Here is a 14,969-nt window from a genome sequence, read left to right as displayed (position 1 = left end):
AATAGGGAGGGATCATGATGAAAGTATTTCTCATCGGAGCAAACGGACAGATCGGACAGCGGCTGACCGGGCTGTTTCAAAAAGACGGCACGCATACGCTGCGGGCGATGGTCCGGAAACAAGAGCAGAAAGAAGCGCTTCAAGCCGCGGGAACAGAAGCCGTTCTTGCAGATTTGGAAGGAAGCCCGGAAGACATCGCGAAAGCCGCCGAAGGCTGTGACGCGATTGTGTTTACCGCCGGATCAGGAGGAAGCACCGGATACGATAAGACGCTTTTGATTGATCTTGACGGAGCGGCGAAAGCGGTAGAAGCGGCAAAGAAAGCCGGCATCAAGCGGTTCATTATGGTAAGCGCCCTTCAGGCTCATAACCGCGGCAATTGGAATGAAGCGCTGAAGCCGTATTACGCCGCAAAGCATTATGCGGATAAAATTCTTGAAGCGAGCGGTCTGACGTATACGATTATCCGGCCGGGCGGGTTATTAAATGATCCCGGCACGGGAAATATCAAAGCCGCGGCCGATTTAGAAAGAGGCTCCATTTCAAGAGACGATGTCGCCAAGACCGTTATCGCATCCCTTGATGAACCGAATACGTATGAAAAAGCATTCGATCTGACGGCGGGCGGCACGCCGGTCAGTGAAGCGCTGAAACAATTATAGTTTCCGGTTTTACGGCACTCGGGGCTTTTTGCCCTTGAGTGTTTTTCTATATTTTTCTATAATAAAAGTGAACGTTTATTCCGGATAAATGAATGACTATTCATTCATTACATTTTTAAAGGGGTGGGAAAATGAATCTGGTTTCCAAATTGGAAGAAACGGCATCGCAGAAACCGGAAAAACCAGCTTGTCTGTTTCAAGATCAGTACATGACGTATGAGGAGCTGGCAGGTAAAATCAAAGCATTTGCAAACGGCTTGGAGGACAGGGGACTGAAAAAAGGGGATCATCTCGCGCTGCTGCTCGGAAATACGCCTGATTTTGTTATTGCGTTTTTCGGCGCGTTAAAAGCGGGAATTGTCGTCATACCTGTTAATCCGGCATATACACCTTCAGAAATCGCATACATGCTGAAAAACGGCGATGTCAAAGCGATCGCCGGCATCGATCTATTAATTCCCGTATTTGAAAGCCTGCACGGCTCGCTGCCGCTGCTGGAGCATATCATTATCAGCCAGACAGCAGAGAACGCTCCATCGACAGAAGACCCTCAATTGCGCTTAAAAATGACAACGTTTACAAAAATGCTTCGCCCGGCGGAGCGCAGCAGAACTTATCCGACATTGTCAAAAGATGATACTGCCGTCATTTTATACACCTCAGGGACGACCGGAAAACCGAAAGGCGCCATGCTCACCCAACAGAATCTTTTCTCCAATGCAAATGATGTCGCCGGATACTTAGGAATGAATGAGAAAGACAAAATTGTGGCGGCATTGCCGATGTTTCACGTTTTTTGTTTAACCGTTTGTATGAATGCGCCTCTGATGAGCGGAGCGTGTGTCTTAATCGAGCCGCAATTCAGCCCGGCTTCTGTGTTTAAACTGATTAAAAGCCGTCAGGCAACCATTTTTGCCGGCGTTCCGACGATGTATAACTATCTGTATCAATACGAGCACGGCAAGGCGGAGGATTTTGCGTCCGTCAGACTGTGCATTTCAGGCGGCGCCTCCATGCCGGTCGCTCTGTTGCAGACGTTTGAACAAACCTTTGACGTCACCATTCTGGAGGGGTACGGACTTTCTGAAGCGTCGCCGGTTACTTGTTTTAATCCGTTTGACCGGGGGAGAAAGCCCGGCTCGATCGGGACGAATATTTTACATGTCGAAAATAAAGTCGTCGATACACTCGGACGCGAATTGCCCGACCATCAAGTGGGAGAATTGATCGTGAAAGGGCCGAATGTGATGAAAGGCTATTACAAGATGCCCGAGGAGACGGAGCACGCGCTGAAAGACGGCTGGCTGTACACGGGTGATTTGGCGAAGCGCGACGAAGACGGTTATTTTTATATCGTCGACAGAAAAAAAGATATGATTCTCGTCGGCGGATACAACGTCTATCCGCGCGAAGTAGAAGAAGTGCTCTACAGCCATGAGGGCATTAAAGAAGCCGTGGTCATCGGCGTTCCTGACGCCAAAACGGGGGAAGCGGTGCATGCTTATATAGTGCCTGGGGACGGTGAGCTGACAGAGCAGGCGGTTTTTGATTACTGTGAAACACATTTGGCAAAATATAAACGGCCGGCGGAAGTAGTTTTTCTTGATGAGATTCCGAAGAACGCGACCGGGAAGCTGCTGAGACGGGCGGTCCGGGACATGCTTCCGAAATGACGGACGAAAAGCGAAGCCGGGGGGCTTCGCTTTTACATGCTGATCCGGTCAGCTCTGCGATTCTTCCTTAATGATGCTTTGCACAAGCTTCGTATCATGCCGGGTCAGTTTGTAATACGTGTTTTTATACTTGTACATCATATAATTGCCGCCTTCGAGCCACATGCTGAATGAATCAAAACGGTCTTCATGGTATTTGACCGTTCCGTCGTAATCGGGAGATACGCTTTTGGTCAGTTTGACTTGTTTTCCTTGGTTCAAGATATCGAGCATATCTTTTACATTCTGCCTGTCTTTAATTTTGATTTCTTTTTTTCCGTGCTCAGACAGAATAATCAGATCTGCGTTGCTTGATGGAAACACATCGCCGGTCCGGCTGTATACATAGAAGAAAGCAATAACCAAAAGGGCGATTACTACAATAAACGCAATTATTTTTTTCATATTCATCACTCCGTCTTTTAGTCTTTCCCGCTTCCTGTTGTTCCATTCTTTTCTGTTGTGAAAAGATTAACATCCGTTTGGAGGCTTGGTTCTATTTATTTGCATTTATGCTTACAATAGGAGTAAGTCATAAGGCTAAGGAGGGAGACTTCCATGCGCAAATGGATAGCGGCAGCGGGACTTGCCTATGTGCTGTACGGCCTTTTTTTCTATTGGTATTTCTTTATGACAGGAGACTCCGCCGTCCCGGAGGCCGTAAAGGGAACGAAAGCCGATCCGTCCTCGTTTATGGACCCGGGCCGCCTGGCAGCCGCTGAAAACTTTTCAAATGTAAAGGATTTTTTGTTTTTCATCGGAGCGCCGTTAGATTGGTTTTTATTTTTTCTGCTGCTCATTACGGGGCTTGCCAAAAAAATAAAGCATTGGCTGGAAGCAGCGGTGCGCTTTCGGGTGCTGCAAATCGTAAGCTTCGTCTTTGTGATTTCACTCATCGTTACGGCGGCTTCGCTTCCGCTTGAGTGGATCGGATATCGGGTTTCGCTTGCGTATCATATTTCGACGCAGACAACAGCAAGCTGGATAAGAGACCATGTCATTGATTTCTGGATCAGCTTTCCGCTGTTTGCCGTGTGTGTGCTTGTGTTTTACTGGCTGATCACAAAGCATACAAAAAAATGGTGGTTTTACGCTTGGTGTCTTACTGTGCCGTTTACCCTGTTTTTGTTTTTCCTGCAGCCGGTCGTGATTGATCCTTTATACAATGATTTCTATCCGCTGAAAGACAAGGAGCTGGAAAGCAAAATTTTGTCGCTTGCCGACAAGGCCGACATTCCGGCCAGCCATGTTTATGAAGTAAATATGTCGGAGAAAACGAATGCGCTGAATGCGTATGTGACGGGGATCGGTTCGAATAAGCGAATCGTTTTGTGGGATACGACGCTTAACAAACTGAAGGATCGGGAAATTTTGTTCATTATGGGGCATGAGATGGGGCACTATGTGATGAAGCACGTGTACATCGGACTGGCCGGGTATCTGCTGCTGTCATTAGCCGGGTTCTATATCATTGACAAGCTTTATAAGCGGCTGTCCAAATTCTTCGGCCGAATGCTCCATATAAAGGGGCCTGAAGATCTGGCCGCCCTCCCGCTGTTATTGCTGCTCATATCCGTTCTCAGTTTTGCTTCTGATCCGGTTACGAATGCCGTCTCCCGGTATCAGGAAAACGCCGCCGACCGCTACGGCATCGAGCTGACCGGAAACCGGGAAGCGGCGATTGAGACGTTTCAGGACTTGGCCGATACGGGACTGAGCCGGGTCAACCCGCCGTTTCTCGTCAAAATTTTCAGAGGGAGCCACCCGTCGATCATGGAGCGGATTGAACATGCGGAGGAAGAAAAATAATAAAAAAACCGGCGGGGCCATGGCCGACGCCGGTTTTTTATGTTTTACTGAGCTGCCGCCTGTACGTTGATCAGCCCTTTTCCGTAGTAGAAAGCATCACCAAGTTTTGTAGTGGTGTTTTCTAAACTGCTGCGGACTTGAGTGTTTGTCCAGTTCGGGTGCTTAGAAAGAATCAAAGCAGCCGCTCCGGCAACGTGCGGAGATGCCATTGACGTACCATTGTACGCGCCGTATTTGTTTCCAGGAAGCGTGCTTTGGATAGAGACGCCTGGTGCCATGACATCAAGCTCAGAACCTACGCTTGAGAAAGATGCTCTTTGGTTGCTGCTGTTAACTGCCCCTACCGCAATGACAGAAGGGTATTTACCAGGGTAGCCCACTGTGCTTGAGCTGCCGGAAGTGCCTTCGTTACCGGCTGCCGCTACGACTACGATGCCGGAAGCAACGGCTTTGTCAACTGCCGCTTTTAACGCTGCAGAACCAGAAGGTCCGCCGAGGCTCATGTTAATAACGTCCATATTGTTTGCGATCGCCCACTCAATTCCGTTAATGATCCAGCTGTACTGGCCGGAACCGTCAGCGCCGAGAACTTTTACAGCGTAAAGAGATGCGCTTGGCGCAACGCCTAATACACCGACTGAGTTATTAAGAGCCGCAACTGTACCGGCAACGTGAGTTCCGTGAGAGTTGTTGTCTTGGAAAGGATTTGTTTCAGAAGGAACCATGCTGGCTCCGCCTGCTACCTTTAAATCAGGATGAGAAGAATCGATACCGCTGTCGATAACCGCTACTTTAACATTTGATCCGGTGAAGCCTTGAGAGTGCAGAGCAGGGGCTTTAATCTGTGATACGCCGTAAGGCACGGACTGCGCGTACGCCTGTGCAACGTGATCTTCTTCAACGTAAGCGACGCTAGGGTCTTTTTTCAGCTCTTTTACAGCTTTTTCATTTAATGTAGCTGAAGCTGCGTCTACATATTTGAATTGCTTTTGCACTTTCCCGCCTTTTTCAGAAATGACATCTTTTTTCTTAGCGGCGCTCATCGTGCTCATTGTCTGTTTAAATCCGACAATGTATTTCTTTTCCCCGTTTGATTTCCCTGCCGCCTGGGCAGGAGACGTGCTGCCGAACGCCATCGTAAAGATTAACGCTAAAGCAAACAGCAAACTGATCCATACCTTTTTGCCTCTCACTCTTTATCCTCTCCTTTTTTTCATTTGCAGAACAACCAATAGACAGATTATTCTGTGGATTAATTGTATAGCATGGAATAATATTTTAGTAGACCCAATTTTTTTCAGTTTGTTTTATTTCTATTTAGGTATATCATCTCTCTTTCGTTTAATAGGAACCCGAAATATTTAAATTTTAATGGAAAAAACCGATGGAAGGACATGAGTATTTGTACACAGCCGCGATCGCTCTCTTGTTTGCTGGGTCGAACGGTTTGATTCCATTTTTGGAAGCTGCGGCAAAAACAGGATAAATGTCACCTTTTGTTGAATGCAGAAGTCTGATGGAAACGAAAGCGGAATGAAATAAAGCGGCCGGCATGAATCAGTCTTCGGCTTTCTTGACGGAGAAAAGCTGTGAAACCATTTTATAAAAATAATGATAATGAATATCATTGATACTTATATTGTCAATGATATAATTGCGGAAAAATGAAAGAGGGGGAACAGATGAAACAAATTTTCAGTATGCTGATGATCTTATCCGTTCTCTTCATAACGGCATGCTCAGAACAGGAACATGAAACCGCCGTCAGGCATGATCTGGGAACCGCGCATGTGCCGGCGCATCCGCAGCGCGTCGCCGTATTGAATGATGGCTTTATTGATACCCTCCAAGATCTCGGCATAAAGCCGGCGGCTGCGGCGGATGACCGGAAAGAGCGAAACGACGGCAGGCCGTCTGTCGGACCCCCGTCACATCCCGATTTGAAAAAGATCACTTCGTTAAAACCCGATCTCATCATTGCTGACTCAAGCCTTCACAGGGGGATATACCATGAGCTGACAAAGATCGCTCCGACAATCGCTTTACAAAATGAAGCTGCGGATTATCAGGATGCGGTTGACGCTGCCCTTACTATTGAAAAGGCGGTCGGTAAAGATGGCATCATAGAGAAACAATTGTCGGCCCAGGAAGAAAAGCTGAATGACATCAAAAGAAAGCTGGATGCAGAAGGCGGCACGATTTTATTAATTGACGCTGCAAATGACAGCATTTCCGTAAAGGATGACCGGTTTTTCACATCCCGGCTTTTGACGCTTGCAGGGTTTACATATGCGGTCCAGACGGATTCCGGCGGGAAATCAGACTCTATCAAAATGACGTCCGGACAGCTTTTGGATATCGATCCTGATTACATCGTACTGTTGGACGGTGAGAAAGAACTCGAAAAAAATCACCTCTGGAAACAGCTGACAGCCGTAAAAAACGGACACGTTTACCGCGCGGACAGGGCGGTATGGACGGAGCGCCGGAGCATTGACGGTGCGGACGCCATATTACATGATCTTCAGAAAAAAATGCTCGCCAAAAAGGCCCAAAACTGAATTCGGGCCTTTTTGTTATGATTCTGATAGGTGGCTGCTTATATTGTAATCTTTGACGCGCCACTTATTTTCAATTCGTTCGATATTGCTCAGGCACGCATTGACAAGCTTTGCGTTTTGTATGTCGGTATCACCGTCAGAAATGGCGGACAAGAGGGCGTGAATGGCTGCGCCGTGAGCGACGATCAGTACTTTTTGCTCAGGAAACCGCTCCTGAACTTTCACTAAACCGGCAAGCATTCTGTCTGTCAGCTCTTCTGCTGTCTCCATATTCGGGTAGTTTTTATCCGGGTAGCGCTTCGACCGTTCCGGTAAGGACATTCCTTCCGCATCACCGTAGCTCCGTTCTCTGAAATCTTCCATGACAACAATGGGAAGATTCAAAAACCCGTTAATAATGTCAGCTGTTTTTCTGGCCCGTTTCATCGGGCTTGAGACGATGACATCCCATTCGGACCCCTTTAAGTACTCTCCTGTTTCTTTCGCCTGACGCTCTCCCGTCGCATTTAACGGAATATCCGATTTGCCTTGGAGCTTCTTTTGGGCATTCCAATCAGTCTCTCCATGTCTTACTAAACAAACGGCAGTCATAAAGTCTCCACTCCGATCATTTTTTATCGATATCATCTATTATACTGCCGTTACGTTAACACTTCAAAGAGAAGCGCCAGTCCGACTCCGCCTCCGCTGCCGATCGCAGCTGCTGCGTAGCGGGAATCCGGGCGTCTTTTTGCTTCATAAAAAAGCCGGGTGACAAGCGCCGCCCCGGAAGCCCCGTACGGATGCCCGACGGCCAGAGCGCCGCCCCGGACATTTATTTTAGAATACGGCACTTGAAGCTGCTGTGAAAAAACGCATATTTTGACGGCATACGCCTCGTTGATTTCGTATATATCAATATCATCCGGTGACAGGTTCCGTTCCTTCAAAAGCTTTTTGACGGCATAAACCGGGGCTGCTGACGGATAATGCGGATGGACGCCGCTTACCGCGCTTCCGATAAAACGCAATCTTGGCTTTAAACCGAGAGACCGCGCTTTTTGTTCTTCCATCACACAAACTGCCGCCGCCCCATCAGAAATTCCGCAGCTGTTGGCGGCGGTGACAGAGCCTCCGGACTGAAAGACGGGTTTGGCACGGGAGATGAGAGGCTCCATGTTCCGCTTTTTCAGCATGTTTTCGTCAGCGGCGAATCCGTGACAGGGAAGAATTTCCCGGCGGTACAAGCCGTCTTCGTGCGCTTTGACGCTCCGTTCATAGCTGAGAAGGGCATATTCGTCCTGCATCTTTCTCGTTACGCCGTAAGCCTGTGCCGTATACTCGGCTGCTATGCCCATATCAGGATCGCCGATGTGTTCAGGAGAAAAGCGCGCCCGGGATGAGAAAGGGGAACGGCTGCTGCTCTCCGCTCCTCCCGCGATGTACATGCTCCCCGCGCCGGCTTTAACAAAGTGGCACGCGACCCTCACGGCGTCCAGTCCGGAGCCGCACTGTCTGTCGATGGTCGTACCGGACACGCTCAAAGGAAGTCCGGCGGCCAAGGCTGACAGCCGGGCGAGATTCCCGCCGCGGCCCGTCGCGTTTCCGATCAGGACTTCATCAATGTCTTCGGGCATGTTTCGGCTCAAATGGCGAATCAGCGGAGCTGCCAAATCTTCTGGGAGACAGTCTTTTAACAGGCCGTTTTCCCGGGCGAAAATCGTCCGTTTCGCATCCGTAATTACAGCTTCCATTCCATCATGTCCTTTGCCTGCTTTTGTACGGCGGCACGGGCGATCTTTCCGCCGGCTGTTTCCGGTATTTCTGAAAACAGCCACTTTTTCGGGATTTTATATGCCGCCAGCTGCTCGCGGCACTGTTTCTTCAGTTCCTTTACATTTGCATGTCCGTCGATCACCGCAACGGCGATGCTGCCCCAATAATCATCAGGAATGCCGATGACTGCCGCTTTTCTGACGCCCGGACAGCGGTTGAGCACACGTTCTATCTCTTCAGGGAATACATTCAGGCCGCCTGATACGATCATCCCGTTTTCACGTCCTTCGATATAAAGATAGCCTTCACGATCGATATATCCCATGTCATCAACCGTCATCCAGCCGGAATCATCAGATTTTGCGCCGTTGATGTATCCGGAAAATTTCATCGGGCTGTTCACAAAAATCTTCCCCGTTTCGCCCGGCATGCAGCGTTCTCCGCCGGGCCGGCGGATTTCGATTGTAACATTTTCAAACGGGCGGCCCGCCGCGTCAGGCTTTCGGGCGCTGTCTTCAGGCGATAAGAACGCCACGAAACTCAGCTCGGACGTTCCGTAAAAATCGTACAACCGCAAATGGGGATAGCGCTCTGACAGCGCTTGTTTAGACGAAGCGGGCCAGTCTGCACCGGAAGAAATCACCTTGAGCGGTGTATCCGGAAACGCCTCTAGTGAGAGCAGGGCGTCCGTCATTGTCGGAACGGTATATAGAACGTCAGCTTGTCTGAGCCGGTCTTTCATTCCGGCCGGATTGAATTTTCTTTGAAGGATGACGGTTCCGCCGATAAACAAAGTGCTGACGGCGCCGTATAAAAAGTGTGACGAGCGAAGCGTGCCCGGTACCAGCACTTTGTCATCAGGGGAAATGCCGAATTCACGTTTCGTACAAGAAAAGCTCTCCAGCCACGAACGGTGAGAGCGGGTGAAGGCTTTCGGCTTACCGGTCGATCCCGAGGTGAATCCGGTATAAAAGGGCAGGCCGGCGTTTTCGATAAAAGCGCCTTCCGTTTTTTCCGCCTCGATCAAAGGCCTGCATTCATCCCACAGGATGACAGGCGTTTTGACGCCGTCCAGTCTGCCGCTCAGCCGGCGGTCACAGATGACGAGGTCGGTTTTGCTGATGTTCAGCTGGTCCGCGAGTTCCGCCGCTGCAGAGCGGGGATCTAACGGAACCGCCGTGCAGCCGGCATGCGCCGCGCCTGCGAAAAGTTGTAAAAATGGGATGCCGTTCGGCAGTAATATTGCAATGTTTTCGGGCTTATCTATAAGGCTGCCAAGCCAGTTTGCGGTTTGGTTTACTAGCCTGTTCCAAGTTTGATAGTTGATCTGTTCTGTTTCTGTCTGAATTGCGATCTGTTCCGGCGCTTGTCCGGCTGTATCTGAATATGATGATGTAATCATGACGACTAAAATCAGCTTCCTTTCGTCGGCAAAAGCCGGCTTGCTTGAAGAGTTTTTCTGATTCTTACGGCTGCGAATGAGGCTGCGGCCGCTTTAAGCAGATCTCCGGGCACATAGATGAGGCTGAGCTTTACGGCAGTCAAGATATCAATGTGCATTATAAAAGCCTGAACGGGAATGCCGATGACATACAAAAACAGCACGCCGAACAAGAACTGTCTGATAAACAAATGGGGGACAGCAGCTGAGCGAAGGCCTTGGATGCTGAGGCTCAGAAGTAATGCCGCCAGCGGATATGCGATGAGATATCCGGCGCTCGGCCCGAAAAAAACCCCGAACCCGCCTCTGCCGCCTGAAAGGAGAGGCGCTCCGCATGCCACAATCAGCAAAAAAAGCAATTGGCTTAAAAACGCCGCTTTCGGTTTTAGGATGCTTCCCGATAAGAGCACACCGATCGTCTGGAGCGTAATCGGAACCGGCGTAAAAGATAAGAAAAGCGGCGGGAGCAGCCCCAAAAGTCCCATAATAGCGGTAAACACGGCAATATGCATCATTTCTGTCAATTTCATTATGTATTCCTCCAGCTTATCAAAATATGTTTATACAATAAAGCGAGTCTTTATATATGTCAACTCTATTATATTTTAAGTTAACATTAAAAAGACCGGCCCTTTATGAAAAAGGCCGGTCGGTTTATCTTTATTCTTCTGTAAGGATAACAAGTGAATCAACGGATGATGCAACGTGGGAAACGGCGCGGCTGACTTCTTGAAGGCCGCCGAGAAAGGCCTGCAAATCAACGTCGATTTTGCCTGTCTGGTCTTTGCTCGTTTTCATGCTTTGGACGATGTCATCAAACAGACGGTTGATCTGCGTCATTTTTTCTTTCGTTTCACTTACAAGTCCGTTGACATCTTTAATATGTTTGGACACGATGTTGATTTGTGTATTGGTGTTGTTCACGAGCTCTGATACGGTGGAAACGGTTTTTTTCGTATCCTCTGAAAGCTTTCTTACCTCCGTCGCCACAACGGCGAACCCTTTGCCGTGCTCTCCGGCTCTCGCGGATTCTATTGAAGCGTTGAGCGACAGGAGATTCGTTTGCTCGGCGATCCCCGTCACGATGCCGAAGATTTTTTCGATCTGCTGGGCGATGTCATTCAGCTTGTCCATTTCTTCTTCAATCTGCAGAAGGCTGGCGTCGATTTTATTCATCTGCTTCTGCTGGCTTTCAAGCTCTTTTTTCCCGCCGATTGATTTTTCTTCGACATGTACGGAAGTGACGGTGCCGGCTTTTGACGCCTCGGAAATGCCCTCGGATTTATCGACCAGCTCCTGCACGGCTCTGCTCGTTTCTGAAAACAAATCAGCGAGTGATCCGGATGTTTCCTGGATTTTTTGATGAAGACGGGCTTTCTTTTCCTCTTGTTCGTCACGCTGGCAGTTATATTCGCTCTGGAATGCTTCAAGGACGAGCTGCTGTTCAAGATTCAATATTTTCGTCGTCGCTTTGATCGCTTTTAAAAGCTCATGCAAATCCGGAATTGCTGCTTCATATATGTTCATCATCGACAGAAGCAGATCCTGAAACGCTCCCATATACCATTTCGGTTCAAGGCCGATCCGCAAGTGGATGGAAGCAATGCGCTGTCTTTTTTCAATGAATTCATCATCAATCGTGCCGGCGAACATCTCATGGATATGACGCCGTAATGTTTTTTTCAGGCGCTCCACCGTGCTGTGGTCGTTAATGATCGTCATTAATGACTTTTCGTGATCCAGGTTTCGGTAAAAGGAATCGACGATTGTTGAGATATGTTCTTTAATTAACGGCTGCAGCTCTTCAAGCACATGAAGTTCTTCGTTTCCGAGCCTGACCATTTTCAGCTGTTTTTGGACATCTGCATATTGATTTGAAAGCGCGATGCGTTTTTTTCCATCGGCTTCTGAAAAATAAGCTGTTTCTTTTTTGCGGTCTTTTTTAAATAACAATATAAGTTCCCCCAGATATTCTCTTTTTCTTTTTATCGGTATGGAAGGAACTTGAATGAAGGAATCTGATAAAAATATTTTAATGCGGAAAAAAATAAAACCATTCGTACAGAATGGTTTAGTCAATCTTGGCTGAGGCGCTTCAGCGGCTTGATGGCGGGACCTTCGGCAACCCCGCCGTCAGGTGTGAACCGGGACCCGTGACAAGGACAGTCCCACGTCCGTTCGCCGTCATTCCATTCGACCTCACAGCCCAAATGGGTGCATGTCGTATCGACAAGATGCAGACAGCCTTTTTCATCTTTATAGGCGCCGGCCCGTTTGCCGTTTACCGTTACGATTCTTCCCTCCCCGGGCCGAAGAGTCTCAGGTGAAGCGTCCGGCCTCTCAAGTTTGCCCGAGATAAGGTGTTTGGCCACGTCGGCATTATAAGAAATCAGTTTTTTCAGTCCCGGATCTGCGTGGAAGCGTGACGGAATAAACAGGCCGGAAAACGGGTTCTTTTTGTTTTGAATATGATCAGCCAAAAGCTTCGCGGCGAGCGCTGAGCTTGTCATGCCCCATTTTTTAAAACCGGTCGCCGCCAAAATATGTTCTTCATCGCCCGAGATGGGACCGATGAACGGAATTTTGTCAATGGTGACAAGGTCTTGTGCAGACCAATGATATGGGATGCTTTCAACTCCGATTGTGTCTTCCGCAAATTGTTTCAGTGCTTCGTAATGCTCGGACATTTCTTTTCCTTGGCCTGTTTTGTGGCTTTCGCCGCCGACAAGAACCAGTTTTTCACCGTTCAAATCGGTGTATCGCAGTGATCTGGACGGCTTGTCTATGCTGAGATACATCCCGTCCGGATACGCTTGTTTCGGTTTTACCGCGAGTACGTAGGATCTGCTGGCATACATTCTGGCGGCGTAAAGCCCGCCTCCGTCATAAAAAGGAAAGTGGGAAGAGCAGACAATGTAGCTGCACTTGATGCCGTGTCTGTTTTTCGTGACCACTTCCGGCTGCGGTTCTTTTTTTATGTCGATCGCAGCCGTCTGTTCAAAAATCCGCGCCCCGTTTTTAACGATCTCTTTGACGAGCGCCGCGCCATATAAAAGCGGATGGAATTGCGCCTGATTCTTCATGGCGAGGCCGAGCCTGCAATCAACAGGGACGGGAAGTTCTTTCACAAGCTCGTGTTCAATACCGAGCTTGGTATAAGCTTCCTGCTCACTGCGGATTTTTTTGGCGCCTGATTCTGTATTGGTGTAAAGATATGCGTCTTGTTCAATCAGTCTGCAGTCAATCGAAAGGTCCTTGATGATCTGCTTCATGTCTTCCATGGCGCGGAGATGGGCTTCGAAATACAGCCTTGCGCTGGTCTGTCCGATCTGCTGAATAAGATCGGCATAGATGAAATCATGCTGGGCGGTGATTTTTGCGGTCGTGCCCGCGGTCGTCCCGTTTAAAATCCGGTCTGCTTCAATGACAGCGACACGGAAACCTCTTTTCGTCAGTTCATATGCCGTTGTCAGGCCCGTAATTCCTCCGCCGATAACCGCAACGTCACATTCCGTATCTTCAGTGAGGGCGGGAAAGGAAGGAATGTCAGCTGTCGCTTTCCAATAGGAAGCCGGTTCCTCGTTTGAAAAAGTAGTCAATTCAGATTTACCTCCTCTGTTGTATATTCTTAATTTTTCCAATAAGACTCTGTTCATACATGAAATTCGTATAAGTTGCTCAAATTACTCATAATATAGTAATTAATGTAAAGGAGTGATCAAAATGGCTAATCAGAAGAAGAAAACCTTGCCGCCGCAGCATCAAAACCGGCAGCCGGGCTTTGAATATGTAATGGACCCGCGCCCCGTTTTTGACAAACCGAAAGCGGCGAAAAAACTTGAAGGGAAAACGGCGATCATCACGGGCGGAGACAGCGGGATCGGCCGCGCCGTATCCGTTTTATTCGCGAAGGAAGGCGCTAATGTGGTCATCGTTTACTTTGATGAGCATCAGGATGCCGAAGAGACGAAGCAATATGTAGAAAAAGAGGGGGCGAAGTGTCTGCTGATCGCAGGGGATGTCGGCGACGAAGCCTTCTGCAACGATGTCATCCGCCAGGCGGGCCAAGCCTTTCCTTCCATTGACATCCTGGTCAACAACGCGGGTGAGCAGCACGTGCAGCCGGGGATTGAGAAAATCACGAGCCACCAGCTCATCAGAACGTTTCAGACGAATATTTTTTCAATGTTTTACTTAACGAAAGCCGCGCTCCCTCACCTGAAAAAAGGAAGTTCAATTATTAATACGGCCTCCATTACCGCCTATAAAGGCCACAAAACATTGATTGACTATTCAGCGACAAAAGGGGCGATCGTCACGTTTACAAGATCTCTTTCCCAATCTCTTGTCACTCAGGGCATCAGGGTAAACGCAGTGGCGCCGGGGCCGATCTGGACGCCGCTGATCCCGGCGAGCTTCTCGGCGAAGGAAGTGGAAGTCTTCGGCTCAGACGTGCCGATGCAGCGCCCAGGAGAGCCTGTTGAAGTGGCGCCGAGCTATTTGTACTTAGCAAGCGATGATTCTTCCTATGTCACGGGCCAGACGATTCATGTGAACGGCGGCACCATCGTAAACGGATAATGTAAAAAAAGCCAATCCATATGGATTGGCTTATTCACTCTGTTTGAGTGCTGCATATTCTTTTGAAAGCGTGAGGAACGCTTCTTTATTTTTATCATCAAGCGCCTTATTAATCTGCATTGTCAGCATGGCGATCCGGCGTTTATACAAGGATTCATCAAGCACCATTTGAATGTAAATATCGGCCATTGTCACATCGAATTCGTTTGCTTTTTGCGTGTTGCGGGACTTCATGAGCTCAGTGTACGACTTTTTCTCTTTCATAAAGAATCCCCCCAATGCCTTTTTTATAGTATATGGATAACGGCCGGAAAAATCAATTAATTTTTATAATCTTTAGACAACTAATACTTGGAAATATATCGACATATCCTGCAAATTGACGAAAAAACGAAAATGATCGTTGTATAAATGAGGTGAAATGAAAAAGAAAAATAATATTTAAATA

14 protein-coding genes and 1 pseudogene are annotated in these 14,969 nt (G+C 48.4%); 5 read left to right on the top strand and 10 right to left on the bottom strand.

Annotation, left to right across the window (positions count from 1 at the left end):
* Positions 1-17: 17 nt before the first annotated feature.
* Entirely contained in the window at positions 18-662 is a 645-nt protein-coding gene (locus AR442_RS14280) for an SDR family oxidoreductase (RefSeq protein WP_032863814.1), read from the top strand.
* A 131-nt stretch (positions 663-793) separates the two neighbouring features.
* The gene (locus tag AR442_RS14275; RefSeq protein ID WP_014417347.1) at positions 794-2,335 is read left to right on the top strand and encodes a fatty acid--CoA ligase family protein; all 1,542 of its coding nucleotides are present in this window, start codon (positions 794-796) and stop codon (positions 2,333-2,335) included.
* Positions 2,336-2,383: 48 nt separating this feature from the next.
* Here AR442_RS14275 and AR442_RS14270 read toward each other — a convergent pair whose 3' ends face one another.
* Positions 2,384-2,779: a YhfM domain-containing protein gene (locus AR442_RS14270; protein WP_007409201.1), complete on the bottom strand. Its 396-nt coding sequence runs from the start codon at positions 2,777-2,779 to the stop codon at positions 2,384-2,386.
* Positions 2,780-2,932: 153 nt separating this feature from the next.
* Here AR442_RS14270 and AR442_RS14265 point away from each other — a divergent pair, with 153 nt between their 5' ends.
* Positions 2,933-4,183, top strand: coding sequence for a M48 family metallopeptidase (locus AR442_RS14265; protein WP_014417348.1), 1,251 nt, complete (start codon positions 2,933-2,935; stop codon positions 4,181-4,183).
* A 44-nt stretch (positions 4,184-4,227) separates the two neighbouring features.
* On the opposite strand, the gene AR442_RS14260 is transcribed toward AR442_RS14265, so the two are convergent.
* The gene (locus AR442_RS14260) at positions 4,228-5,376 is read right to left on the bottom strand and encodes a S8 family peptidase (RefSeq protein ID WP_014417349.1); all 1,149 of its coding nucleotides are present in this window, start codon (positions 5,374-5,376) and stop codon (positions 4,228-4,230) included.
* A 489-nt stretch (positions 5,377-5,865) separates the two neighbouring features.
* On the opposite strand from AR442_RS14260, the gene AR442_RS14250 reads away from it, so the two are divergent.
* Positions 5,866-6,744 carry an ABC transporter substrate-binding protein gene (locus tag AR442_RS14250; protein ID WP_053285072.1) on the top strand — a complete coding sequence of 293 codons (879 nt, stop codon included), beginning with the start codon at positions 5,866-5,868 and terminating at the stop codon, positions 6,742-6,744.
* A gap of 15 nt (positions 6,745-6,759) precedes the next feature.
* On the opposite strand, the gene AR442_RS14245 is transcribed toward AR442_RS14250, so the two are convergent.
* From AR442_RS14245 to AR442_RS14220, 7 genes and pseudogenes are all read right to left on the bottom strand, one after another.
* Complete coding sequence (locus AR442_RS14245) at positions 6,760-7,335, bottom strand: histidine phosphatase family protein (RefSeq protein ID WP_017417397.1); 576 nt, start codon at positions 7,333-7,335, stop codon at positions 6,760-6,762.
* A 50-nt stretch (positions 7,336-7,385) separates the two neighbouring features.
* Positions 7,386-8,477 (bottom strand): acetyl-CoA C-acyltransferase, encoded by a 1,092-nt coding sequence (locus tag AR442_RS14240; RefSeq protein WP_017417398.1) that lies wholly within the window; start codon positions 8,475-8,477, stop codon positions 7,386-7,388.
* Entirely contained in the window at positions 8,465-9,901 is a 1,437-nt protein-coding gene (locus AR442_RS14235) for an acyl-CoA synthetase (protein ID WP_053285071.1), read from the bottom strand. The genes AR442_RS14240 and AR442_RS14235 overlap by 13 nt, the downstream gene beginning before the upstream one ends.
* Before the next feature lie 11 nt (positions 9,902-9,912).
* Entirely contained in the window at positions 9,913-10,470 is a 558-nt protein-coding gene (locus AR442_RS14230; protein ID WP_014304743.1) for a biotin transporter BioY, read from the bottom strand.
* A gap of 130 nt (positions 10,471-10,600) precedes the next feature.
* Positions 10,601-11,116, bottom strand: coding sequence for a methyl-accepting chemotaxis protein (locus AR442_RS21115; RefSeq protein ID WP_369719112.1), 516 nt, complete (start codon positions 11,114-11,116; stop codon positions 10,601-10,603).
* 243 nt (positions 11,117-11,359) lie between these two features.
* Positions 11,360-11,893, bottom strand: a pseudogene (locus AR442_RS21110) (protoglobin domain-containing protein); the annotation flags it as partial.
* A 122-nt stretch (positions 11,894-12,015) separates the two neighbouring features.
* Complete coding sequence (locus AR442_RS14220) at positions 12,016-13,539, bottom strand: FAD-dependent oxidoreductase (RefSeq protein WP_053285070.1); 1,524 nt, start codon at positions 13,537-13,539, stop codon at positions 12,016-12,018.
* A 124-nt stretch (positions 13,540-13,663) separates the two neighbouring features.
* Here AR442_RS14220 and AR442_RS14215 point away from each other — a divergent pair, with 124 nt between their 5' ends.
* Positions 13,664-14,521 (top strand): SDR family oxidoreductase, encoded by an 858-nt coding sequence (locus AR442_RS14215; protein ID WP_007610477.1) that lies wholly within the window; start codon positions 13,664-13,666, stop codon positions 14,519-14,521.
* Between the two features lie 30 nt (positions 14,522-14,551).
* On the opposite strand, the gene AR442_RS14210 is transcribed toward AR442_RS14215, so the two are convergent.
* A complete protein-coding gene (locus AR442_RS14210) occupies positions 14,552-14,785 on the bottom strand; it encodes an IDEAL domain-containing protein (protein WP_007610478.1) in 234 nt (77 codons plus the stop codon).
* Positions 14,786-14,969: the final 184 nt, after the last annotated feature.

The organism is Bacillus velezensis, assembly GCF_001461825.1.
GTDB classification, from domain to species: Bacteria; Bacillota; Bacilli; order Bacillales; family Bacillaceae; genus Bacillus; species Bacillus velezensis.
This window is presented reverse-complemented; position numbering and strand designations above follow the sequence as displayed.

What these genes read in the sequence shown, in the direction of transcription:
- AR442_RS14210 (WP_007610478.1), bottom strand. Translation starts at nt 14,785, where the DNA reads ATGAAAGAGAAAAAGTCGTACACTGAGCTCATGAAGTCCCGCAACACG.
- AR442_RS14245 (WP_017417397.1), bottom strand. Translation starts at nt 7,335, where the DNA reads ATGACTGCCGTTTGTTTAGTAAGACATGGAGAGACTGATTGGAATGCC.
- AR442_RS14215 (WP_007610477.1), top strand. Translation starts at nt 13,664, where the DNA reads ATGGCTAATCAGAAGAAGAAAACCTTGCCGCCGCAGCATCAAAACCGG.
- AR442_RS14270 (WP_007409201.1), bottom strand. Translation starts at nt 2,779, where the DNA reads ATGAAAAAAATAATTGCGTTTATTGTAGTAATCGCCCTTTTGGTTATT.
- AR442_RS14250 (WP_053285072.1), top strand. Translation starts at nt 5,866, where the DNA reads ATGAAACAAATTTTCAGTATGCTGATGATCTTATCCGTTCTCTTCATA.
- AR442_RS14230 (WP_014304743.1), bottom strand. Translation starts at nt 10,470, where the DNA reads ATGAAATTGACAGAAATGATGCATATTGCCGTGTTTACCGCTATTATG.
- AR442_RS14265 (WP_014417348.1), top strand. Translation starts at nt 2,933, where the DNA reads ATGCGCAAATGGATAGCGGCAGCGGGACTTGCCTATGTGCTGTACGGC.
- AR442_RS14235 (WP_053285071.1), bottom strand. Translation starts at nt 9,901, where the DNA reads ATGATTACATCATCATATTCAGATACAGCCGGACAAGCGCCGGAACAG.
- AR442_RS14240 (WP_017417398.1), bottom strand. Translation starts at nt 8,477, where the DNA reads ATGGAAGCTGTAATTACGGATGCGAAACGGACGATTTTCGCCCGGGAA.
- AR442_RS14275 (WP_014417347.1), top strand. Translation starts at nt 794, where the DNA reads ATGAATCTGGTTTCCAAATTGGAAGAAACGGCATCGCAGAAACCGGAA.
- AR442_RS21115 (WP_369719112.1), bottom strand. Translation starts at nt 11,116, where the DNA reads ATGAATAAAATCGACGCCAGCCTTCTGCAGATTGAAGAAGAAATGGAC.
- AR442_RS14280 (WP_032863814.1), top strand. Translation starts at nt 18, where the DNA reads ATGAAAGTATTTCTCATCGGAGCAAACGGACAGATCGGACAGCGGCTG.